The following is a 24,881-nucleotide window of genomic DNA, read 5'->3' as shown; positions in this document are numbered from 1 at the left end:
TCTAATCTGTCTAAGCAGGAGGCTATCATGATTGAGTCAAGAACGAATTCAAACCAAACACTTTGGTACGATAAACCCGCTTCATCGTGGGAAGAAGCATTGCCAATCGGAAATGGGTTCATGGGAGGAATGGTATACGGCGGTATTTATAACGAGCGAATCGATTTAAATGAAGATACCTTGTGGTCAGGTTTCGCTAGGGATACAAACAACTATGATGCGATTCGCCATCTAGAACAGGTCAGAGACCTGATATTCAAGCAAGAATATAAAGCGGCTGAAGATATTGTTGAGCGTTATATGCTTGGACCATGGCATGAATGCTATTTGCCATTAGGCAGTCTGGACATTCAACACATTACACAAGTTGAAAGCGTTTCTGCATATGAACGCGCGTTACATCTGACAACAGGAGTCGCGACTACCGTCTATTCCATAGATGGTGAGACGTATTCAAGAGAAGCGTTCATGAGCGCCGCGGATCACTGTATGGTTGTGAGATTAACGAGCTCCAAGCCAGAGGGAATATCGATCGCATTAAAGTTAGATAGCCAGCTGAAGCATGATATCGAATATGACGCTCGTTCATCGACGTTTAAACTTATTGGCCAATGTCCTAGCCATGTTGAACCGAATTATATCGAAGATCATCCTCATCCGATCATTTACGAGGAAGGGAGGGGGCTTCGTTTTGTAACGGCTATGAAATGGATTACGGATCAAGGGAATGTTCAATGGAATGAGCATGATTCGGTTATCGAGATTCGAAATGCCAATGCCGTGACGATATTCGTCTCTGCTGCCACTGATTATTCAGAGCTGCATTCGGAAGGCTATGACCGTGATCTAAATCTCAAAGATTTAGTACAAAGCTTGCTTGATCACAATTGCAAGATGACTTATAAAGCATTAAAGGCCAGGCATGCCTCTGAATTTGAAGCGCTATCAACCAGAGTTGAACTGTCTTTGGAGCATACGGATATTTCTGAGTTACCAACAGATCACCGTTTACAAGCTGTCACTCAAGGTGCTAGAGATCCTGAATTGGCAGCGCTTTATTTTCATTATGGACGCTATTTACTAATCTCCAGCTCAAGGGCCGGCTCTCAACCCGCTAGTCTGCAAGGTATATGGTCTCGTGAAATTAGAGCCCCATGGGGGAGCAATTGGACCACAAACATCAATGTTCAAATGAACTATTGGCACGCCGAGACGACCAATCTAGCAGAATGCCACCTGCCATTGTTCGCATGGATCAAACGGCTGGCACAACACGGGAAGAGGACGGCACTGATTCATTATCAATGCAGAGGTTGGGTAGCGCATCATAATGTGGATATCTGGATGGACGCTTCACCGGCAAACGGGCAAGCGGTATGGGCATTTTGGCCGATGGCAGGCGCGTGGCTGTGCAGTCATCTATGGGAACATTATCGTTTCAACCAAGATGAAATATTCCTGAAGGAAGAAGCATTCCCGATTATGAAGGAAGCTGCGCTTTTCTATCTGGACTGGTTGATTTCCGACAACGAAACGGGGTACTTGATTACAAATCCTTCAACCTCGCCCGAGAATAAATTCTTAACACCTGATGGCGAGCCTTGCGCCATCTCAAAAGCAGCGACGATGGACCTGGTACTGATTCGTGAATTATTCACGCAGTGTATTGCTGCGATTGAAGTTCTAAATCAAGATTATGAATTTGCACTACAACTAGATGAGGCGATATCCAAACTTCAGCCTTTACAGATCGGAAGCGATGGTCGACTGCAGGAATGGATATACGAGTACGAAGAGTGGGAACCGGGACATCGACATTTATCGCATCTATATGGCATGTATCCGGGGTCCAGCATTCAAATGGGCCGTCATACCGAACTAAGCGATGCCGTTCGTAAATCCTTAGAATATCGAATGCTACACAGCGGCGGTCGTACAGGCTGGAGCTGCGCATGGGCGATGGCTCTATGGGCAAGACAGCGGGATGGGGAGAGGGCACACGACAATATGCTTGCTTTATTCAGCAACTCGACCTTCATAAATCTATTCGACGGTCATCCATATATGGTCGATACACACATTGATTATACCAGATCCATCTTCCAGATTGATGGAAACCTCGGGACAACCGCAGCGATTGCAGAAATGCTCTTACAAAGCCATACAGATGAAATACTTCTTCTGCCTGCGCTACCTGCCGCATGGTCAAATGGGAAGGTTCGCGGCCTCCGAGCCAGGGGCGGCGTTACGGTAGATATGGAATGGAACAATGGCCAAGTGACGGAAGTGCATTTGAATTCGGATCGGGGAGGCTGTTACCGTGTAGGATCTGCTATACCCCTTAAAACTGACATGCATATCATTCAATCCGTGCGTAAGCACGATAGCTATCAATATGAAATTCAACTGCCAGCACATCAGGTCGTCAGCATGATGGCGATGCAGCCCACAAATCGTTAATTCCAAGAGGGGGTGATTATGGCAAGATCAAAAATGATTGGTTTAGGTAACAAATCTAATGCGAAATAGGAGCTGAAGTTCAAATGACTACTATTAAAGCACGTAAGTACTTATGGATTTTACTTTTCACATCATTTCTATTACTGCTTAGTCTCTTAAATGTTTTCAATTCACAAGCAAAAGCAGAGCCAGCAATGCGTGTAACGGTAAACAATACACATCCTTTGAACATGATCGGGTTCTATTACACGGATTCTTCAACATTAACACAGCTATGGAATTCAATACCCGAGAACCAGAAACCTTATTCTACGATTCTTCTCATTGCAGAAAATTCTCTGAATAACACTGATAACGTTAAAAATTGGATTACTGCACGACTGGATGAGTGTGAAGCCAACCAAATATCCTGTATGGTACAAGCCATAAATGGGGAAACAAGGGAAAGTAAAGCAATCCCTATTAGCTGGTATGAGGGACTTATGCAGAAATATAGCTCTTTAAAAGGCTTTAATGCTGCAGAATTGTATAATTCAACGCCTTGGTTTGGCGAAGCCGAAGGAAATCATTCACAGTATTTGGCAGATCTGCTTAACATGGCTTCTCAATACGGTGGACTATTCGTATGGTCGGATACGAACATCTTTAGCCCGAATGGAACGATGATGGATTGGATCCAGAATAATCCTAATTTAATCAACGCCATGAGAGCACATAAAGAGAATTTTGCTCTCCTATATAAAGAATCTTATACAGATCGATCAACCGAAAGCTTAGGCTTAGGATTATTCCTTGCCGACTTAGCTGGGAATTGGGGAACCAGCTCGGATTGGTGGCACTGGCAGCTAGCAGGTTACGGTGAATTGTTTAGAGGATGGAATGATTTAAACGGTGACTGGAAGCAGGTCTTCTCGTATCCCGAATCGCAATATGTCATGGATATGATTCGCGCTGCCAGTGAAGGCGCGACAATTTTCAAGTCCGAAGCCGGCTGGTATTCAACCTCTAACCAAGGACGCCTTACACCAGGTTATACCCGTGCAGCATTGCCTTTCTTGAACAAAATTGTCGATGGCAGCATACACATTCCTTCGAGAGACGAGGTACTTGCAAAGAACAAATTTGCTTATGTCGGACGTCCGGCTTTTTCTGTTCCTTACACATCACCTTATTCAGAAATCTTTATGAGTACGGGCCAATACGGCATCATTCCGCTGCTTCCGACAAATGTAAACGCGACTGAACTAGCGAATTTCGAGAATACATCGACTATTCCAAAGGATGAAGATTATTTCAAGTCATTATATCCAGAGGAAACCTATTCATCGAACACGTTTGCCTCTAGAAACGGGAATACGTGGTATTGGATGAATAGTAGCGAGAATACGAACATATATCAAAGCTCCAAGCTAAAGCCGGCAATCAATCCCAGCACTTATTTTTATATTGGCGCGAATCCGCATACCTATGCGGTCATTAGCGAATCGTCCGACAAATTTGATATTCATCTTAATAACTATCGCGTTGATAAAAGCTCGATTTACGATGGTACGAGATGGGATCAAGAGGCGATTAATCATTACATTTACAACACATACACAACAAATCCTAATGACAGTGCATTACGTACATCCATTATAAGAGTCAATGGAACCTATGATGAAGGGCGTCCGCAGCTAACTATCAGCGGCGACAACGGGTACACCTATCGTGAACAATGGGATGAAGTCAATAAAGAATATACGTTGACGATTCAACACAATGGTGAAGTAAATATTCAAATTCTTGCCAATCATCCAGGCTCAGTCGATTCGAACCCTGCGATGCAAATTGAAGGCGAGAGCGGGATGCTAGGCGGAGAAGCACTTGTCAAAAACCTTGGTTCTGCTTCCGGCGGAAAATATGTCGGGGAACTTGGCACTAGCAGCGAAAGTTCGGTCACGCTTAATGCGTTTGTGGATTCGCCAGGGTATTATACGATGAATGTCTATAGTATCGTATCAGGCACACGTTCTTTCAAGGTCAGCGTGAACGACAGAATCGGTCAACCATTGACAGTCACAGGCAATTCATGGTCGCAGCCTGCGGCGCCCGTGCCTCTGATAATTTTCTTGGATGCCGGAGCGAATACAATTAAGTTTAATAATAACTCGTCATATGCACCTGATCTTGACAAAATCGTTCTGACAGCAGCTGCGACCAGCAAATCGGGAATTGAAGCAGAAAGCGGTTCACTAAACGGTTCTGCAGCGATCAAAAATCTGAGTACAGCATCAGGCGGTACAGTGGTCAGCCATATTGGCAATGGCGCTGCAAATTACGTAACATTAAACGTAAATGTTGATACCACTGGGAAGTACCGACTCAATGTTTACAGTATCGTAAGTGGAATCCGTACCTTCTTCGTAAGCGTAAATGGTGGAGCGGGGCAGACTTTGAGCTCAAGCGGTAACTCATGGACATCCGTTGCACCGGTTTCCTCGTTGGATGTTGACCTAACTGCAGGAATGAATACGATAAAGATCTATAATGATTCGGCTTATGCACCTGACCTCGATAAAATTGAGATTTTACCGTAGGAAGTGAATTTCATTTAATGAATAAGAGAACCGAAACTCCAAAAAGAAGGAGGCATCGGTTCTCTTTTATTTTCCTAATTCCGAGATTTTGCAGAAGCATTCGGATATTTGCATTGAAATGGATGAATCCACTTACTGCAGCGGACCAGACTTCTTAGGGCAAAATGGGAAAAGAGTTTATGTTGTCGTGGGACAAGAACGATGAGTGTACCTATTGTCGAAAAGAACCAAGAATATGAGCCGATTGTCGTTATTGTTGTTACTTGTAGTCACTATAAACTCCCATGAAAATTAACTCTACAGTCACAGTAAAAGACAACAGTAAAGAAGACCCCACACATACATTTTTTAAAAAAGGTGTGCGCTTTAACTTTTCGAATAGTTGAGATCAGATTTATTAAGAAACGTCAGAGATTTTCACTGAATAACCTAAGTTTTCGAGCCACGAATGGCGTACTTTACTATAGACTCTTGCATCTGTTTATCGAAGTAATCTTCACCTAAGTCTATGTACATTTCCTTACGAGTTAAGAGATAATAAGCAATTCTTAACATAGCATGAGCCACATTTATTGCTGCTCGTTTTTTTCCTTTTCGTGCGGCTGTGCGTCTATACATAGCACCTAAATAATTTTTTGACTCTGCTACGGAATGGGCTGCTTCAATTAGAGCAGATTTAAGGTATTTGTTTCCGTTTTTGGCTTTTGAAGATTTTCTTTTTCCTGATGTACTTATTTTTTGTATGAACCACCTGGTTAAGTTGGAAGTAGAAGTTTCAAAATCAACTCCATGAAATCTCCTTTAAAAACATTAATAGATTTCCTGAATTAGGTGCTCCTTGTTTTGCCGTTTTACCCTTGAGATAAAGCGGCTTTTTCTTTTGTATTTACTATCAAAAGAAAATAAGGAACTATACTCAAAAATAAAGTATTAGATAGCCTGAACGCCTTTCCAAAAGCAGACAAGCGGAACGATCTGCAACAGCCAGCAATTCCGTGCTCCAGATCACTCCAGATGTGGCAGCGGAACGTACCGGGTATATCCTGTAGCTCCGCGCACCAGGTTTATTGTGCAAAATAATAACGTAGTCGTGCGTGCTGATGACTCCATAATTGCATTTAATTAATGCTGGTCTTCGCTTGCCAATAATGTGCTGAAGCAAGTCGCAGTGAATCTAAAATGTACAGCAGTGATTCCTATTTTAGCAGGCGAATTCCTGCTATGCTGACTATTTAGTACTAAAATAAGGAAGAACTATCACTGATAATGAACAATCATTCAAACAGGATGCCTAAGATCATTTCACATCCTGTTTTGTATTGGTGAGCTTAACTTTGCCTTGAGAAGAGTATCGAGCTTATTAGGATGAAATGAACAATTATCGGGTGAGAAAAAATACCTCCGTAACTTGTACAAGGTAGCTTATTCGAATCGAATTATAGACTAACGTCGCTTATAAAGGGAGTTGTTGTGATTGAGCAGCATAAAAATCTAGAGTTATTAAATTATCCTTTTTACGTCAGATTCGTTTGTAGACAAAATCTTATTTTTAAAACTAATCAATTCAGATTATTTAGTGGCTGCAAAGAGACTGAGCATCCAAAAGATATTTGCGACTTTTACAATTTTATAGTTCAAGTTTAATTCTAAGCTTAGCATGAGGCCTATGACTCATTAGGATGACTATAATCAGATGCTGCACTTTAGTCTAGTTCTATAATAGGCTTTTCTTAATTGGTAATTATATCTTGGTATACACGTTTAAGTACATTAAATTTAGTGAAAAATGATGATATTAAACACGAATAAAATAGGAGGAAGAGGGCTTTGAAGGAAAATACAATTATTGTATTAAGTTGCAAAGAGATATTCCAAAATGCTGGAATATACTTTTGCATAAATTAAAAAGTCCAACCCCAACTGAGTTAAAGATATTAATTACCGATGGAATAGTGAATTTTGAAGTGAAGCTTTGGACTGAGAAAAAACTGCTAGAAGCATTAGAATTTGAGTGAGAAATAGGACTTTTATCTGAATTTTGAAGGAGTGTAAATAAACATGAACTATGATGATGTTTATAGGCTTCACTTACAATTGCTAAGCATTTATGAAAAAAACGAGCGATATTCAAGCTCTCATCAGCAGCAAATTAGTTATTACAAGAAGCAGTTTTTTATGTTTGCTGAAGATAATGTTCAACGGATTTTCGTATTAAATCAATTACTAAAAATTCACGAAAAAACTCGAGAAGTTCTTGTTGATAGCTGCGCAGATCGGTACTTTTCTAAGGAAGTATCTGTTGAAGATATCTCTAGTGTGTAATTGATGAGTTGCAAAGCATATACAGTTTTTAACTTTTCACTGCACCTAATATCCGACTATGGATATTAAGTATGTATGTAACATCTGAAAGGCTGCAATAATGCAAATCAGATGGAATCTCGCTATAAGGGAAAGATACTCAATGGAGTACAGCTATTTTCCGGAATTGTACCCGGATGAGCTTTTATACAGTGCTTGCGCAAGGTATCAAATGAATATTGGTAAGCCGGCTCAAAAACTATATATTGAAAAATTATTTGACGTTCGTTCTTGCTGTGCTATTACAGACTTTCCGAGTCATTTATCGAGTTTTGTTGCCAAGATTGCACAGAGCCACAATACAGTAGAAACCATATTAAACAACCACACAAATTACCCATATTATAGGCCATTTATCTCCAAAGAAACTGCCCAAAAAGTACGACATTATATGTTATCACCTAACAATGGTAGGAGAATTCATATGTCTTTAGGTATTACCGCATGTAGTATACCTAAACCCAAATTCCTTAAATATTGTAACAATTGCGTGTTACACGATTTAGGAACGTATGGGGTTTCTTACTGGCGTAGAGTCCATCAACTCCCCGGTGTATATCTGTGCCCTCTACATTCCTCAGTGCTTAATAATTCCAATATATTAATATCAACGATAAGAGGGAAGCATGACTTTATTGATTTTAATACAGTTTATAAGGCTACAGATGCTGAAGTAAAGATAGAATTTGAAAACGAAATGAGCGATATTGCAAAGAGTTCTTTAGACATACTTAATTTAAAGTGTGAAGATAAAATATGTAAGGAAACGTTGAGAGAGTATTACCTAGCTGATTTGGACTCGAAAGGGTATGTTACCGGGAATGGACGGTTACGATTTAAAATGCTAATTGCTGATTTCACGGAGTTTCACAGCTCTTCTTTTCTGAGAACGCTTAAAAGTAATATAGAAGAAGATTCAGAGGATACTTGGCTACATAAGCTGCTGAGAAAGAGCAAGGAGAATTGCCATCCACTGCGCCATATACTATTCACTAAATTTCTAGGTGTCTCATTTAATGATCTAACACTTACAAGAAGACCAGAGTCATTTGGATATGCACCATGGCCTTGTTTAAATAAAACTTCAACACATTATAAAGAATCTGTCGTCCAAAATTGTGTGATTACAACTGGGAGCAAAACGAAGAAACCAACCGGCCATTTCATTTGTGATTGTGGCTTCATCTACGTACGGACTGGGCCTGACTTAAGTTATGCAGACCGTTTTAGAATCGGAAGAATTCAATCTTTCGGTCCCATCTGGTTACAAGCAGCGCAAGAACTACACTCAAATCATAACCTTTCGCAGAGGGAGAAGGCTAAACGACTTGGCGTGGATTCCAAAACCTTTGTTAGAATGATTAAAAAAGGTGAAAAACAAAAATATACTAAGGTTCAAAAGAAAGTAACAGGGAGCAGAAGCGGAAAAGAACATCAGAAAAAATCCCCAGCTCGAGTTAACTGGCAGGAAAGAGATCAAGCGATGAGTGTCAAAGTTTTTGCTGCTGTTACTAAAATACTCGATGAAGCTAAACCAACAAGGATTACTAAAAGCGAGATAGTTAAGAGAGGTCAACTTCATAGTTCAATCATTTACTATCCAAGTAAGTTGCCGGATACAAAGTTGGTTTTGAGTCAAGTAATTGAAAGCTTAGAAGAGTTTCAAATGAGAAGAATAGATTGGGCGCTAAAACAATTAAAGGACTGTAATGAATTAAAAAAATGGAAGGTGCTAAAGTTAGCAGCTATCACAAGCAAATGTACAGAGCAGGTCCGAAATTATCTTGATCGTAGGCTGGAGTAGTGTCAAAATCCAAAGAAATGGGTAATTACCATTAATTAGTCTGAATTAATTGGGAGGGGGAATAATGGAAAAAAAAGCTTACTTTCCAGAGGGGTACCCAGATGAGGACTTTCGTAGCCTGTTATTTCGTTATAAATCTCGGATCGGTGCAGATACACAATATCCATTTAAGAGGATTATGATTGATCTTTTTGATACTAATGCCAACAAGCCCAGTATCTACCCGTGTAATTTGAGCCTATTTGCTGAAAAGATAAATTCATATAAATCTGAAGAGAGCATTATATTTGATCATACATACTATTCGCTATATCACCCCTTTTTACCCAATGAAATAGATAAGCTAATGTTTGAATCCATGTTAATTAAGAAAATGAATGCTAATGCCGCATCCTATATAATGCCTATAGATGAAAAACACTACAAATTTTGTCCTGAATGTTTGTTTTCAGATACTACAAGGTTTGGAGAAAGCTATATCCACCGGGTACATCAAATTAATTTTGTTCATATATGTCCATTGCATCATGTTATTCTAATCAAACATTGTTCATCATGCAAACAACTGTTAGCGGATTCCGACAACAATACGTATCAACCTACCTCTGATTCTTGTCCTCTTTGTAGAAAAACTCTAACACCTATAAAAGCTGAAAATAATGAAGTGAACAATTTCTTATTTAATATGGCAACCGACGTAAAAACATTGTTGCAAATCACAAAGCATCCCCAGCCTTTAACTTTATATAAGTATGATGTCCTTTTTGGACTAAAAGGATATCATACGTATGGAAATCATAAATTCTATAAAAATAAGGTTATTTCTTCGGATATTGTTTCATTTTATAAGATGGAAAATTTGAAGACGATCAATGTCACTGAGAATTATTTAAATAAGCTTAATTTTACAGAAGCTAATGGAATTAAGAGAAATCCCCTCGTTAATATTCTATTAATGAGATTTTTATGTGGCTCTTGTGAAGAGTTTATAAATTATGAGGTGCCGTCATTAAATTGCCCCATATATTGGGGGAACGGTCCTTGGGATTGTATTAATCCTTTGTGCCCAGATTATAACGAAAAAGTTATTAAGTATTGTAAGAAGATGATAAACAAAAATAAAAAAGAAAAACCTCTGCATGCATCTTTTATATGTCCTACCTGTGGCTGTAAATATGTGATTGATGCCGGCGAAAGTAAAACACGTGTTGTTAACAATGGTGATTTGTGGCGTAAAGCTCTGACGGATGCATCTGGATCTCGCCAAAAGATAATGCAATTAGCCGAAAAAACGGGGAAAACAGTTGAAAGAATAAGGATGGATATTAGTGGAATAAGTAACTCTTTCAAAATGAATAGAAATGAAAAACAAGGACCCATCAGAAAAGAAAATACCAAAAAAGAAATTTTAGAGCTTCTAGAGAAGGATGAGTTTTTAACCAGGAAGGAAATAGCTGTTACTATAGGAAACGATTTTTACAAGCTTAGATCAGAAGAGCCTGATTGGCTCCTTAACATTCTTCCTTATGGAAATAATGGCAATGGATTTAAACCAAAAGATTGGGATTTAGAAGATGAGAAGCTTTCAAAACAAGTCATAGAGATTGTTGATGAATTGCGGGAAAATAATCATCCAAGAAGAATTGTTCAATATACAATTATTCGTTGTATAACAAAGTCTGCGTCTAGATTTTCCAATCAAAGTGATAGACTACCAAAGACTTTTGAAACTATAAAAAAACTGACGGAGTCTCATGAAGAATATCTGATTAGAAGAATTCCGATCACAGCAAATCAATTGAAAAAAATAAGAACACACCTGACAATTTCAAGTTTCTTAAATAATTATCGTTATAAGAATTGTTCGGATATAGTTTTAGAGCATGTAACCCAGTTCTTTAATCAAATGAAGGAGGAAGTCTAATATGGCCAAAAGGAAGCGAGAATGGACGGACACCAAAATTAAGGCTCGCATCAAAAAAGGGAAAGGGCAGGGTTTTGGAGTTGATTATAAGCCATGGCTAACAATTCATGATGTTCCTTCAAGTGGGGTAGTTACAAGGATGGATAGTTGGACGGTAGGAAGAATTCATCATCTAATGTCTATTTTTGAAAGAAAATATTTTTATATGGTGGATTGGTCTGATCGAATTACTGACATAAGAGAGCAATATCCTTGTTTGCCTCTAGAAAGAACTTTAGAGATCGCGGATGAGCTAGTAGTTAAACATCATACAGATCCAAAAACAAATGAACCGGTTGTTATCACAACTGATTTTATGTTGTCCGAAGGTAGTGGTCAGCTCTATGCCCGTACATTGAAAGAAGCTGGAGACTTAAGCATTAGGACAGTAGAGAAACTTACAATTGAACAACGATATTATCAAGAAAAAGGGATAGATTTTAAAGTTGTTACTGATTTAGATGTCCCTCGTGCATTTGTGGAAAATATTGAATGGGTTCATCGATCAAGATTTTTGAAATTTGCTCCTTCAGAGCTTAGTACGTCCCTGATTAAGACTATAGCGCCAGAGTTGTTTTTAAGAATCAAGCAAAAAATGCCACTATCAATAATTACTATTGAATTTGATGAAAAGTTAGGCCTGCCTATAGGAACCTCAATGTTTATTGTTCAGCATATGCTTGCCACAAAACAATGGAAGGTTGATATGTATAAAAAAATTTATCCATCGGAAATTATAGAAGTGTATGAAGCCGATTCTTCAATAATCCACCAACACGATCAATTTCCCGAAATTGGTTAGGAGGTTACTATGAAGTTTGTAGAGAATACAGTAATTGAATTTTTTGATGACGAAAGAAAGAGTATTGGAACGGAGCGTATACTTTGGATATCTCCAGACAAGTTGCAGGTAGTTATCATAGATTTGGACAACAAGTCTAGCCTACCCGAATTGAGAAGCTATGAAAGTTTAGAGGAGAGTCTTTCATGTAATAGAGCAAGAATACTTGAAATTGACCCCTATAACATCGCTATAGGATTGTACGAGCCAAGTCCGGAAAATCTTCAATCTCGAGACAAGGCTTGGAATTTAATACATGAATTCGTATTGGATGAGCCAGACATTTATGATGCACGACTTCGCAACGCGATGATAAATGATTACATTGATAGAATGGAAAAAAGAGCGATAAAGATTCATAAAACACAGATTTACCGTAAACTACGTCGTTATTGGATGGGCGGTAAATCCAAAATGGCATTATTATGTGATTATCGGAATTGTGGAGCACCAGGAGTATCCCGTGTTTCAAAGACCGGGATTAAGCGAGGCAGAAAATCTGCTATAACAAAGCTTGATCCAGATAATATTGTTGGTATCAATATAACGGAAGAAGACCTTCAGTTATTTCGCTTGGCAATCACAAGGCACTATCACACGCGAAAGAAGAATCCTTTAAAATATGTTTATGACCGCATGATATATGAATTCTACAATATTGGATTTGCATATGAAAAAGGTGAAAAGGCTCCAATTCTACCCCCTAGCGAAACCCTCCCCCGATTCGAACAATTTAAATATTACTATTACAAAGAAAGAAAGCTAAAGGATGCATTGGTAAAACGTTTTGGGGAACATAATTATAATCTGACAAAGAGGCCTGCTATTGGTAATGCAACAGCTAGAGGTTTTGGCCCAGGTGCCGAGTATGAAATCGATGCAACGATTGGTAACTTTCATCTTGTACATTCACTGAATCGTTTAAACATCGGAAAGCCCATTACATATTACGCAAAGGATGTATTTAGTCGATTAGTCGCTGGTTTTTCAATTGGAGTCAACAATATAAGTTGGCGTGAGGGTATAGTGTGTCTTGAGAATGCCACTACAGATAAGGTTGAATTTTGTAATCAGCATGGTATCCCTATGACATTTGAAGAATGGCCTAGTCGCTACCTGCCTAGACGTTTGTTAGCAGACCGTGGTGAGTTTGAAAGTGATTACGTTGAAGACTGCATAGAAAATTTAGGAGTGAATATTTCCAACACGCCACCTTATAGAGGTGATTTCAAACCATTTGTAGAACAGCATTTTCGCATCATGGATAATCGCACAAAACCATTGGTACCAGGTCGTGTTGAGAAAGGTGTTCCTGAGAGGGGCGAAAAAGATTATCGGCTAAATGCTAAATTATCGATAGAGGCATATATACAAATAATTATTGTTTTAATCAAAGAATATAATCATACAATTTTGTCGGACTATCCATTAGACCAAGATATGGTTAAAGCTGGATTGATACCTACTCCAATAAATTTATGGAATTGGGGAATGAAGCACCGTTATGTTGGACTACACGATAAGCCTAAAGACATTATACGATTAAATCTATTGCCCAATGCCGTTGCATCAGTTACGTATGATGAAGGCATTTATTTTCGAAGAATGAAGTTAGGCTATACCTGTAAAGAAGTAGAAGAAAGAGGATGGTTTGAAAAAGCAAGAAACAGTGGTGTTTGGACTGTGAAAATAACATATGATCCTAGAAACCTCAATTATATTTATCTGCCAAGACCAGATGGTTCAGGTTTTATAAAATGTGAGCTCTTACCTCAATATGCACAACACTTTAAAGGCTTATGCGAAAAAGAGGTTGAGATTCTTCAAATTTCTGAACGGGCTAATGTTCAAATGAGTCAAACAGAACAGCAGAAAATAAAAAGTCGAACTCTTGCGAAAATCGATAGTATTATTGATTCCGAAACGAAAATAACGGATGCAATCAGGAATCCCGATTTGTCCAGAGCCGAAATTATTCGCCAAACTGCCGAAAACAGAATTGACCAAAAGAATAGATCGCAAGTTACATGGGAACTTGGAAAAAAAGAAGATAATTCGGAGACTGACGGCAAGGTTATACCCTTTAGAAGAGAGCACGTTAACGAACATTCTACTGACAAAAAAATAATATTAGGAGAAGAAGATGAAGTCTATGACCTCCTCATGAAGGAAATAAATCGGAGGAATGACGATGAAAAAAATTGACAGGAAGCCTGTTTTAATGGGGACACAAGTCGTAGCACATTATTCTGAACAACTAGTACCGGCGTATAAGGGGAATCCTCTTATAGAAGCGCAACCACATATCAAATCTGCAAACGAGATTGTTAAAGTTTTTGCTCAGTACCCTGAATTTCACAGATCTCAATCTGAGTGGCCTGCTCATATTCGAATGCATTGTGTATATCAGTTGCAACATTACTTGCAGCCATTACCAATGCATTTTGATATGGAAACCCGATTTTCAGTAATGATACGACAAGGATACGTTTCGCGGAATCCCACTTTACCTATCTTTCAAAGACAGTTCTCAATGGGAATAAATAATCTTTTGGAGCAGGGAACAGATGAGAAAGGATATAACATGCTTGGCAACAGACCTTCATCTAATGGGTTTTGTATTATTGGCCCAAGTGGGATTGGAAAATCGACTTCTGTAGAGAAGACTCTGCTTTCCTATCCTCAGGTCATCTTCCATCAGAGTATTAAAGGAATGGGAATGCTAAAGCAACTTAATTGGATCAAGCTAGACTGTCCGTCTGACGGCTCAATAAAGAGTTTATGTATTGATTTTTTTCATACAATTGATGCTATTTTGGGAGAGGACTATACAAGCATTCACGTGAGAGAACGCTCAACAGCAGAAACACTGCCAGTAGCCATGGCTCAAATCGCTGCGCTCCATTGTGTGGGTGTATTAGTAATTGATGAAATACAAAACTTGAATTTATCAAGAACAGGCGGAGAAGAACGGACCCTTAATTTTTTCACCAAATTGGTTAATGTATTGGGTATTCCAGTTGTGCTCATAGGTACAGGGAGAGCTACATATTTGTTTGAGAGCGTTTTTGCGCAGGCAAGACGAGCATCAGGTATGGGGGATATGATACTTGATCGTTTATCAAAAGGAAAGGAATGGGATTTAATTTTAGATTCAATATGGCAGTATCAATGGACTAAAAACTTTGCTGAGAAAACAGAAGAGCTAAGCAATTTAATATATTATGAGTCTCAAGGAATATTGGATATTGTTAAAAATTATTTATGCATGCTCAGTGGAAGGCTATAGCTAAGAGAAAGGAGAAAATCACCGCTGAAATGATTACAAAGGCAGCCAATGAAAACCTGAAGTTAATACAGCCTATGATTCGGGCATTAAGAAGTGGGGATACGGATAGGCTTAATATGATTAAAGATCTTAAACCGGACTGGTTATCGATGAACTAATACATTTTTGATGCAGAGGAGCCTGTTCATTTATATGGAAAGGCAGCTCTTGAACACCAAAGAGCCCAGAATCAACGAGGGGATCTGGAATTTTTGATTGAACTAATGAAACTGGGTGAAATTCTGGGTTTAGGCACAGTTGCAGCTGAGAAACTTGGACGGGAAGTTCTTGAGACAGATATTATCGATGTAACTGCGTTAAAGAAACTATATGCTGATGAAGCTATCAAGCTTCTCGGAGTCCCAACAACTGGTATTTATAAAGGAAAAGGAAAAACTTTGAACAAGAACAAAAAATTATCGGACACTGATGCGCTTTCAATAGTAAAAGAAGGTTTGAAGAAAGGTATGGCGGCAGCGCAATCCTTGAAGGATGCTGGGCTGACGGCTGCTTTTGATGAGTTTGTTTAATATTTTAGATATTATAGAGGGCATTCACTAATGAATTTTCGTCAGTAAAATAAGAAGGTGGATTGAGGAAGAAGGTATAACAATACGAATTATAAAAGAATTATCGCAGGTTCTTAATACATGCTAAAATACAGTTAATGGATAGAATGGATGATATCACTAATAGAACAGTAGAGCGTTGATGAAAGAGATTTTTGTTTTTCTGGAATATAAGTTATAGATCGAGTAATGAATGACGTTGTGTGAGGATGGTACTTAATGAGCGAATTTATGTTAAAGCGAGATCGTGATGCGTGGGCTACAATTCGTGGATATGTATATCAAGTTGACCTAAGCATTAAGCAATGGATTGCTTTAGAGGATAAACAAGTACTTGAATTAGAGCGTGGCGAAGACATCGATGTGGTTAGTGAAATTTCAAAATCAGAAATTCAGGAACGTAAGTTACAACAGATAAAGCATAGGGAAAAGAAAATTACTCTCCGCTCAAATGAAGCTATTGAAGCCTTAATTAATTTTTCATGGAAAGGATCATTTTCAAGATGAGAACTCTTTATAAAAATTTTTATTGAGGGGAACAGAGTATGGATTATTCGGATTATCTACCTATTCTAAATAAAACTGCAGAAAGATATCGTGAAAAAGTACAGAATCTACTAAAGTATTGCGTAACTTGCCAACCGTATGATGGTGGTGATTATGTATGGATACATGGTGAAAAAACTACTGTTGATGATATTATGGATGGCGTTAATTGTCCAGAAAAGTATCGTGATGATATTACCGAACATTTGCATTGTCCTTACTGTGGCTCTTCTAGTATAGAGCGTTATGGAACGGTCGGAACAGAAGATAGGTATCGAATAGATGAAGAAAAGCGGTACAATCGGATTCTAAAACAATATGCTGATAAAATAGAGGGATTTAGAAAGCATCTTGAAGACTATCCTTCTTTAGCACTTGATCATGCTATGGGGAAGAAGATTTATAAAGATATTGTTCAAAGAAAAGCTGAATCTGTAACCATCACGCCTCGTAAATGGTCGAGAGCAAGAGTTGTTGATCGACCTGATGTATTTGATTCTAAAGATTTGCATGCTCCTGGTATTGGCTTATCCTCTGGTGGGAGATTTCACCATTCCGGACAAAGTGTACTTTATATCGCGGATAGTGAGGATTTAGCTATGGTCGAGACATTAAATAATCCCAACAACTCAGCATTAGTATGGTTGCAATCGTATACGCAAAAAGATAGTATAAGTGATATTTTGGATTTAAGACATGAGTGGGAGGAGATAGGTCAAAAAAATAGTGATGTTATGTATGCATTGCTTGCTTCCCGTTGTGTATTTGAGAAAGTCTTAGACAGAGCTAGCAAATGGAAACCGCAGTATTTTGTCACAAATTTTATAGCGGACTGTGCAAGAAAAGCAGATTTTAAAGGGATTATATATTCATCCAGTCGTAAAACATACGGGAATAATTTGGTTTTATTTAATGCTGCTGAGCCAGCTGTTGTACCAGAAGGCCGTCCAAAAGTATATATCTATGAGCCAATTGCCTATCATGAATATAATTCAGATGATCTTACGAGTGTTTTTTAATAGTAGGTTGAGGATTATCATGATGCTAATTATGAATATTCTAAATTGTACTTAGTCGTTATATCTTATAGCCAACCTACTATTTATCCTCTTTATTAACGTTATTTTCTTTCTATCAGTCTTTCCAAAAAAATATTTTTCTTCCATTCAATATTTATTCTAATAATCGACTACTTTAACCCCTCCAGGCGTCATATAATTACAATATATGACACCTGGAGGGGTTAAAGTGAGTTATCAAGGTATGCGATGGTATAAATGTGATTTCCAAATGCAAACACCAGGCGATCATTATAATTGGTGTCCAGATGATCCTGCCTACTTGAAATTTAATGCAACACCTGAAGAAATATCTCATTCCGCTGATATTTATCTTTCACGTTGCCATGAAGTAGGATTAGAAGTGATCTGTGTTACAGACCACAATTTTATTGGCAAAAATTATTTGGAAATGCTTCAACAGAAGAATGAGAGTGTTGCTAGGGGATTAGGTAAAAAACCATTGATTATTCTACCAGGTTTTGAGATAGAAGTTTCTCAAGGACTTGGTATTCATTTATTATGCATATTTAATTATGATAAGCCACTTCAAGATATTGACGATCTTGTAACTCAAATCGGTTTACCAAGAAAAGCTCGGGTTCATCATGGGAGTATTGTACCCGTCGAGACCACTTTTGGTAAATTAGCTAGAATTGTTCAGGAGGAGCATCATGGAATCATTATTGCTGCGCACCCGACATCGGAAAGCGGTTTTTTGAACGATCGCTTTATCACTGATAATTTTCAAAGAGAAATGTTTACAAATCCAACCCTACTGGCGATGGAGGTTCCTAGACCGCTTGATATATTATCAGCTAATTGGAGAAGGTTAATCACAGCAGCACCAGAATGCCATCCTGATTGGAGACGTGAACGTAGAATAGCAGCAGTCATGTCTTCAGATGCGTATCGTCTAACAGAAGGTGATAAAGGTTATATCGGGAAACGTACTACTTGGGTAAAAATGTCTAGTCCTTCTATAGACTCAGTAGTACAGGCATTTCTCGATTGTGACCGTATTAAACTACAAGATAATTCTCCTAATGAAGAGGTTATGCATGATAGAATTATTTCTTTAACAATTGATAATTGTGCTTTCCTTAACAATCAAACCGTTCATTTCTCGCCTAATCTTAATTGCATTATAGGTGGAAGAGGAGCGGGTAAATCTTCTATATTAGAATACATAAAATTATGTTCAACGGATAAAGCGGATATAAAAGCAACAGAACAGCTTTCACGAATAAAAAATACACTGTCCTCTGCTTCGAAAATACAATTAGTTTGGCAAAACAAACACGGGCTTGTAGACACCTTTGAATATAGAAACGAAACTCCCCAAGTAATTAGCAGGGAAGTAGCGGAACCTTTAGCAGTATTCCGAAATTTAAATATCTCAGTTATTAGTCAAAGGGAGATCTCAAATATTGCTCAAGAACAGAGTTGTTTAACGGATCTTATTGATAGTTTAGCTGGACCTCAACTTAAGAGAAAAAAGGAAGAAGAGACCGAGTTAATCTCAGAGATTACACGCGGTTTTCAAAATGAGATGCGAATTGAACGTATCAAAATTGAACGAAACCTTCTTCTCCAAGAAAGAGATGAGTTGAAGCGTCAATGGGATGCATTTGAAGCGGTAAAAGTAGAAAATGATAAAAAAGTTAAAGCAGCTCAAGCTGCTCGATATATTACAGAAGTTCAAGAAGAAGTAATCAAAATTACGGAACAACTAAACGGAATTGTGGAAGTGTTTGAAACCGAATATGTAGAATTAACAAAACAAGACTGGACAGAAACCTCCTATTTCGATCAATTAAATATAGACATACGTGGAGCTAAGTCTGATTTGAAAAATCAGATCAAACAAGCACTGAAAAACTATGAATTAGCGATAAATAAATCTACTATTGAACATGATGATTGGAACGAAATTAAAACATCTATTAATAAAACAGAATCTGATTTTTTGGATGCTTGTAAAGAACAGGGATTAAAACCTGATGAAATGGATAGATTATTCGATATAGAATCAAAGATACGAGAAAAGGATATATTATTAGATGGAAAAGAAGATTTGTTAAAAGATTCTTTTCAAGAAATCGAGACCTTATACAGAAATATCGAATATTTACGTAATAATTGGGCTTATCAGACTGAATTGAAAAAAACTAAAATTAATGAAGTCCTGTATTCAGGTGATATTCCATCAATAGAATCAGGGCATCCTTTCATTGAAGTTGAAATTCTATATATGAAGGATAAAGACCACTTTGTACAGTTATGGGACGAATCCCCTGTACGCCGCAGTGTACGCTTAGGGCGGAATTGGGAAGCTATTGGTGAACACCTTTTTTATCAATTTGTTGAACAAAACGTGAGCGATCCTTGGACGATTTTAAATCTATGGGTTAATCAAGAGGAATTAATGCCAGAAGAAATAAGACTTCACCAAGCTGATTTAACTAAATTCTTTAAAGAAGATCAGAGGGTTTTCTGGCAGAAGCTTCAATCCTCCCGGGTCAATGATTTAATAGACATTACCTTGTACAGAAGTGATGGCTCTCGAGCTGGTTCACTCACAGATAATGGTTTGTCAGACGGTCAAAAAAACACAGCTATTCTAGCTCTCTTATTTGCAGATGGTACAAATCCCATTGTAATAGATCAGCCGGAAGATGAGTTGGACTCTGATTTTATATACAACGAATTAGTACCTCTTTTGAGGAAAGTTAAACACAAACGACAGATAATTTTAACTACTCACAATGCGAATATACCAGTAAATGGAGATAGCGAGCTTGTTTATGCTTTAAGTGCAGTAATGGGTAGAGGGACTGTACGGGCAGAAGGGGGATTGGAAAAACCAGTTCTGCGTAATACAGTATTACAAGTAATGGAGGGATCGGCAGAGGCATTTCGTAGAAGAAGAGAGAAATACTCATTTTAAATGGTATGAGTTAAAAGCTAGCTACTCTTATTTCATACCACTTAAGGTTTTCCTATTCCCCGTTTGATATCAGGATTTTTATATATATATCACTGAAGGGTATTAATTCTAGTATTAGTTAACGAAATGCTAGGTTGCGAATCAACGAACAATAGCAGGAAATGAAATCCATATGCTGTATCGATTTTTCGATTTGCTATAAATAATGGGTTTCTCCCTAATGGATTAGGAGAGATAAGAATGAAAAAGGGTGGATTCGGAACTGCTCCGTACCAAGGATATGAATATCAAATTCATGTTACTGTTTGGCTAGCACTTAAGCTGATCGTTGAATCTAAGTACTGTGATAATCTATTTATAGAACCAGCAACTGGCGAGGATGTATCAGCGGAGCTTGCTGTTGATCCAGATTTATCATCGAGCAACATCGGATTTACAATGGGTGGTAGGTACTTGGAGGTACAGATCAAACGGAAAACTACTGGCGCATGGTCCGTTGCGGAAGTTGCTAGAATGGTGCGAGGAGATTTAGATCCCCGTGCATCTGCAAAGCGTACATGGCCAATCGTTTCACTAATCAATCGAAGCGATTACAAATACTTATTGATTACAAACACGACGGTAGTGAAGTCGTTGAGGCAGTATGTTTTGGAGGACATCCTTGCATTGTCGGATGCGCATTCTTTGCTTCCTTCATTTTCTAAGGGAATGGACCTTCAACATTCCGATTTGATCGCACAACGAATCGGCATACTTGAGCTACAGGACACAACGGTTCTAAATTACAAGATCAAAGAACTACTTCATCATAAAGCTTGTGTTCCTCTAGGGAACATTGATGAATGTTTTTCAGAGTTAATCTCTCAGGTCAGAGAACACCTGTTGGGAATTCATTCTGGAGAGTGGAATAGGAAAGAAATCGAGGCAGTAATCCAAAATTACGGTGGGTTTCCAAATAAACCAGAGCAAGTAGTTAATTTTGTTCCACCTTCCTCTTACCCTGACATGATTCAGGCTCTTGAACAAAAAAATGCTTTGTTACTGTCGGGACCACCAGGTGTGGGGAAGACGATTGCAGCTAATAATTTGGAGTATTTGCATAAGACGATGGATCCTCCCTTTACTATTGTAACCGAACAAAATACTCCAACAGAGATTAGCAGATTGCTTCAGTTACCTGGTAGATATTTGTTTTATTTATCAGATCCATGGGGGCAAAGCAAGTTGGAAGAGAATGCGGTGAAATGGACAAGCGAGCTACCAAAGTTATTGAATCTAGTAAGCGATGATAAACGCTTTCTCATAACAACAAGAACAGCAATTCAGAAGGAAGCAAAGGCTGCAGAACAATTTCAGTTCACTTCTATTACAATGATGTTACTAGCACAGCATTACCAAAAGGATGAAAGATTAAAAATGTTGTGGTTGCATGCTGGAATGGTTAATTCGGTTCAAAAGGACTTTCTCAAGGTCCATCAATATACAATTGTGAAGTCCTTGGTAGTGCCGATGTCTATTTCAGAGTTTGCCCATCGACTGAAACGTTCCGAAATGAAGATTGAAAAGTTGTCTTTAAAAGAGATGCTCGAACAATCTAATGTTGATACGATCAGCCGGACTGTTCAACAGGAGCTCTCGGGTTTGGAGTGGGAGGCAAAACCGGGGGTAATCGTGTTGTGGTCTTTATTTTCCATTAACCGCAGTCCGTCAGAAAGATTGCTAAAGGAATTTGTTACAGCTGTAGAGCGATCAGATTCTACTATAAAACTTCAAATTCGGAAATTGACCAGTTGGATGGTTCATGCGCAATGGTTGAAGAAAGAAGGTTCTTTGTATACTGCCCATCCTACGGTCGTAAAAGGGTTAGAGCTAATCGTTGCAAATGAACCAGATCTTACCGTCCAGGTGACAAGCGCCTTACTTAAAGGAGTGTTCACTGTTAATCGAGAACTGACTTTTGAACTTCTAAAATGCTTTAAAGGGCGGGTTGAAGATGTTCCGGCTAAGGTTCTGGAAGGAATCAATGCTTACTTGCGCTCAGCTATACTGGAAGCAAATGATGAGATGTTTGTCGATGCACTTAGAGAGCTAGCGACTTGGTCCACAGACAATAAAGATCCGATTGTGTTATTAAGTAAAGCCATTTATCGTAGTGAACGTGGGGGGAATATAGGGTTAAATAGATGGAAAACACCTATTTTATCGCCTAATGAAGTAGAGCTTATTTCAGCGTCAGAGGGTGCCCGAAGCATAATGAGTAAATTTATCTCTAGTTTGCTACCGCAGACAAATGTTATATACGGAGTTTCTTTACTATCGTTCATTAAATCGCTTGGCTGGGAGATGGCGGATTCGTTTTTGCGGGGAGTCGGTTCCGTTATTACGGAATCGAGTTTTAATGATAAGGTTGTAATTACTGGTGCTTTAAGTGGATTACATCCGCCATATGAAGAGATATTATCCCTGGCGTTAACGGAATTAAGAGCAGCAGAGCATTGGTACCAAGATTACAAAGATCTAAAACAAAAGGCAGAACAGGCAGAATTAGACGCCTCACATGCTTCTCATGTCTATGATCAACCGAGCGAAAGGTTTTCACCCATTACTGGAGTAATTAAAGAAGTCCTTAAAATTAGAAGACATAGTGAAGGATACAATTGGATTGTACAACATACTCATGTCATGGATTTATTGGAAGAATGGGCGGAAGTTATAGAAGAAGAAGCGTCAGATCAAGAACTAATGGCTATGCTAGATGTATGTCGGACGAATAAAAGAACGGATGTCTTTAGGGTTATAGTTGAGCAGGGTAGAACTAATCTAGTTCCTGTATTAGTTGACTTTTTAGTAACCAGCGAAAATATTGAAATGTATGATTGTATTGACGCACTTGTAACACTATGTGATGAGGAGCAGTGGAAAGAGGTAGCTGTTCAAATAAAAAAAATGACGGACTTCGCAATTCGCGCAAATTTAGCATTCAATTACTGGAGCAAAAGTGCAGTTGACGAGCGAGAAGCTAGATTTCTAGGACTTTTTGAAGCGGATGAGGCAGAGGTGTTTGCACTTTGTTTAGCTATACTCAACGAGGATGAGGACAAGTTACCATACCAAGTGTATGAATCACACCTTACTTTATTGAAAGCTCTTTTAGAACGAACATCGGAAAAATTGGCTTTCTGTGCTACATATGTGTTGTTTATATATGGGGAAGATGTCCATCCCTTTCTTACTCGTCTAGTGCAAAGCGATGATTATCTAATCAGAAAAAATGTAATTATGCTGCTTTCGAACGAAGACTCACAGGTTAATCGTAAAATGATTGGGCAATTCTTGCAAGATTCTGACTATAGATGCCGTCGGATTGCCTTGAGATCCTTAGTACCTCTGTGCAGCCAGGAAGAGAAAATTAGTTTGCTGGCAATGGCTACTGATCGGAGCGCCCCGGTGCGATATGAATTGGCTATTATTTTAAAGGAACAGTTATGGGACGAGGGAATTACAACACTAATCTCATTATTATCGGATACACGAAACTTTAATGAGGGTTATGGAAGTTTTAAAGAATATAAAGTTGCCCGAGCTGCGGTACAAGCTTTAATGGCCTATCCGGTCTTACCAATGTCGCAAATGAATGAGATATTAGATTTTGCCGTGAACGAAACATCAGTCCACCAAGATATAGAACTCCGCTACCAACTCATCAATTTAGTTTCCCTGTTCAAACATGAAGATGTTCCGGGATTATTACGCAGTTGCTTAGAAAATTATGTAGAGATGACCGGTTATAAGGGTGAAGGATTTCCGATGCGTTATGCCGGTGCTTGGGGCTACGTTCATCAGATTATTGAACTGAACTACAAGCTTAATGAAGCGGATATGAATGCCTTATCAGAAGGTGCGCTCCATCACGACTATCGCCTAGCCGGTCCGTGTCTAATCGCACTTGGTTATGCCTCTATCCATACTAAGTCTTATGTCAGAAAGCTTCTTCAAAAACAACTAGATGAGGATCGTTTATTTTTATTATACGCTTCTGCATCTTTAAGCAATAATCAGACTATACCAGATGATCTTATTGAGGAACTAAAGGTGAATGGAGATACTCCAGGTATACTATTTGTTAAATGGTGGCAGAGTCATCAATCTCCAAGCAGTGAGGATTGGAAATCATTCTATATCAGAGATACGATAAATCCGTGGATAGAAAAAATACAAAAAATGGAGACTATAGGACTAAGTATGTGCTATCTTATTTATAAAATGTGCGGAGATGTAATTAACGACACTTTTGTTGTTCAAGATGCACGGAAAAATGACTTGGAGGTAATTATTCCAATTATTAACTTACGAACGATGGCAGGAGGAGAGTAGTCTCGTTTCGCTCTATAGCAGCTAGCAACGTAACAAGTGTTTAGCTAA

General features: G+C 38.4%; 14 protein-coding genes. All 14 read left to right on the top strand.

Annotated elements, in window-relative coordinates; genetic code table 11:
- The first annotated feature begins 27 nt into the window (after positions 1-27).
- The 14 genes from L1028_RS18915 (at position 28) to L1028_RS18855 (ending at position 24,833) form a co-directional block, all read left to right on the top strand.
- Positions 28-2,460: a glycoside hydrolase family 95 protein gene (locus tag L1028_RS18915; RefSeq protein ID WP_234537384.1), complete on the top strand. Its 2,433-nt coding sequence runs from the start codon at positions 28-30 to the stop codon at positions 2,458-2,460.
- An 83-nt stretch (positions 2,461-2,543) separates the two neighbouring features.
- The gene (locus L1028_RS18910) at positions 2,544-5,039 is read left to right on the top strand and encodes a glycosyl hydrolase family 98 C-terminal domain-containing protein (protein ID WP_234537381.1); all 2,496 of its coding nucleotides are present in this window, start codon (positions 2,544-2,546) and stop codon (positions 5,037-5,039) included.
- Positions 5,040-7,097: 2,058 nt separating this feature from the next.
- Positions 7,098-7,361, top strand: coding sequence for a hypothetical protein (locus tag L1028_RS18905; RefSeq protein ID WP_234537380.1), 264 nt, complete (start codon positions 7,098-7,100; stop codon positions 7,359-7,361).
- A 142-nt stretch (positions 7,362-7,503) separates the two neighbouring features.
- Complete coding sequence (locus L1028_RS18900) at positions 7,504-9,204, top strand: TnsD family Tn7-like transposition protein (protein WP_234537376.1); 1,701 nt, start codon at positions 7,504-7,506, stop codon at positions 9,202-9,204.
- Positions 9,205-9,268: 64 nt separating this feature from the next.
- Positions 9,269-11,128, top strand: a complete 1,860-nt coding sequence (locus L1028_RS18895) for a TnsD family transposase (RefSeq protein WP_234537374.1) — start codon at positions 9,269-9,271, stop codon at positions 11,126-11,128.
- Position 11,129: 1 nt separating this feature from the next.
- On the top strand, positions 11,130-11,969 hold the full coding sequence (locus tag L1028_RS18890) for a TnsA endonuclease C-terminal domain-containing protein (protein WP_234537372.1): 840 nt from the start codon (positions 11,130-11,132) through the stop codon (positions 11,967-11,969).
- A 9-nt stretch (positions 11,970-11,978) separates the two neighbouring features.
- Complete coding sequence (locus L1028_RS18885; protein WP_234537354.1) at positions 11,979-14,213, top strand: Mu transposase C-terminal domain-containing protein; 2,235 nt, start codon at positions 11,979-11,981, stop codon at positions 14,211-14,213.
- Positions 14,200-15,297 carry an ATP-binding protein gene (locus tag L1028_RS18880; RefSeq protein WP_234537351.1) on the top strand — a complete coding sequence of 366 codons (1,098 nt, stop codon included), beginning with the start codon at positions 14,200-14,202 and terminating at the stop codon, positions 15,295-15,297. The genes L1028_RS18885 and L1028_RS18880 overlap by 14 nt, the downstream gene beginning before the upstream one ends.
- A gap of 29 nt (positions 15,298-15,326) precedes the next feature.
- Entirely contained in the window at positions 15,327-15,455 is a 129-nt protein-coding gene (locus L1028_RS31330; protein ID WP_279306883.1) for a hypothetical protein, read from the top strand.
- A 93-nt stretch (positions 15,456-15,548) separates the two neighbouring features.
- Positions 15,549-15,866: a hypothetical protein gene (locus L1028_RS18875; protein ID WP_234537348.1), complete on the top strand. Its 318-nt coding sequence runs from the start codon at positions 15,549-15,551 to the stop codon at positions 15,864-15,866.
- Positions 15,867-16,124: 258 nt separating this feature from the next.
- Complete coding sequence (locus L1028_RS18870; protein ID WP_234537346.1) at positions 16,125-16,412, top strand: hypothetical protein; 288 nt, start codon at positions 16,125-16,127, stop codon at positions 16,410-16,412.
- Positions 16,413-16,450: 38 nt separating this feature from the next.
- Positions 16,451-17,470 carry an RES family NAD+ phosphorylase gene (locus L1028_RS18865; protein WP_234537343.1) on the top strand — a complete coding sequence of 340 codons (1,020 nt, stop codon included), beginning with the start codon at positions 16,451-16,453 and terminating at the stop codon, positions 17,468-17,470.
- Positions 17,471-17,699: 229 nt separating this feature from the next.
- Positions 17,700-20,459, top strand: coding sequence for a TrlF family AAA-like ATPase (locus L1028_RS18860; RefSeq protein ID WP_234537340.1), 2,760 nt, complete (start codon positions 17,700-17,702; stop codon positions 20,457-20,459).
- A 240-nt stretch (positions 20,460-20,699) separates the two neighbouring features.
- Positions 20,700-24,833, top strand: a complete 4,134-nt coding sequence (locus L1028_RS18855) for a HEAT repeat domain-containing protein (protein ID WP_234537323.1) — start codon at positions 20,700-20,702, stop codon at positions 24,831-24,833.
- The last annotated feature ends 48 nt before the right edge of the window (positions 24,834-24,881 follow it).

Origin of the sequence: Paenibacillus pseudetheri (assembly GCF_924513355.1) — a bacterium.
GTDB classification, from domain to species: Bacteria; Bacillota; Bacilli; order Paenibacillales; family Paenibacillaceae; genus Paenibacillus_AQ; species Paenibacillus_AQ pseudetheri.
Note: the sequence above shows the minus strand (reverse complement) of the source record. Positions and strands in the feature narration are given on the sequence as shown.

Bases quoted from the DNA above. Each gene is read 5' to 3' on its own strand.
- L1028_RS18900 (WP_234537376.1), top strand. From the start codon at position 7,504: ATGGAGTACAGCTATTTTCCGGAATTGTACCCGGATGAGCTTTTATAC.
- L1028_RS18915 (WP_234537384.1), top strand. From the start codon at position 28: ATGATTGAGTCAAGAACGAATTCAAACCAAACACTTTGGTACGATAAA.
- L1028_RS31330 (WP_279306883.1), top strand. From the start codon at position 15,327: ATGATTACAAAGGCAGCCAATGAAAACCTGAAGTTAATACAGCCTATG.
- L1028_RS18865 (WP_234537343.1), top strand. From the start codon at position 16,451: ATGGATTATTCGGATTATCTACCTATTCTAAATAAAACTGCAGAAAGA.
- L1028_RS18870 (WP_234537346.1), top strand. From the start codon at position 16,125: ATGAGCGAATTTATGTTAAAGCGAGATCGTGATGCGTGGGCTACAATT.
- L1028_RS18890 (WP_234537372.1), top strand. From the start codon at position 11,130: ATGGCCAAAAGGAAGCGAGAATGGACGGACACCAAAATTAAGGCTCGC.
- L1028_RS18855 (WP_234537323.1), top strand. From the start codon at position 20,700: ATGAAAAAGGGTGGATTCGGAACTGCTCCGTACCAAGGATATGAATAT.
- L1028_RS18910 (WP_234537381.1), top strand. From the start codon at position 2,544: ATGACTACTATTAAAGCACGTAAGTACTTATGGATTTTACTTTTCACA.
- L1028_RS18895 (WP_234537374.1), top strand. From the start codon at position 9,269: ATGGAAAAAAAAGCTTACTTTCCAGAGGGGTACCCAGATGAGGACTTT.
- L1028_RS18880 (WP_234537351.1), top strand. From the start codon at position 14,200: ATGAAAAAAATTGACAGGAAGCCTGTTTTAATGGGGACACAAGTCGTA.
- L1028_RS18905 (WP_234537380.1), top strand. From the start codon at position 7,098: ATGAACTATGATGATGTTTATAGGCTTCACTTACAATTGCTAAGCATT.
- L1028_RS18885 (WP_234537354.1), top strand. From the start codon at position 11,979: ATGAAGTTTGTAGAGAATACAGTAATTGAATTTTTTGATGACGAAAGA.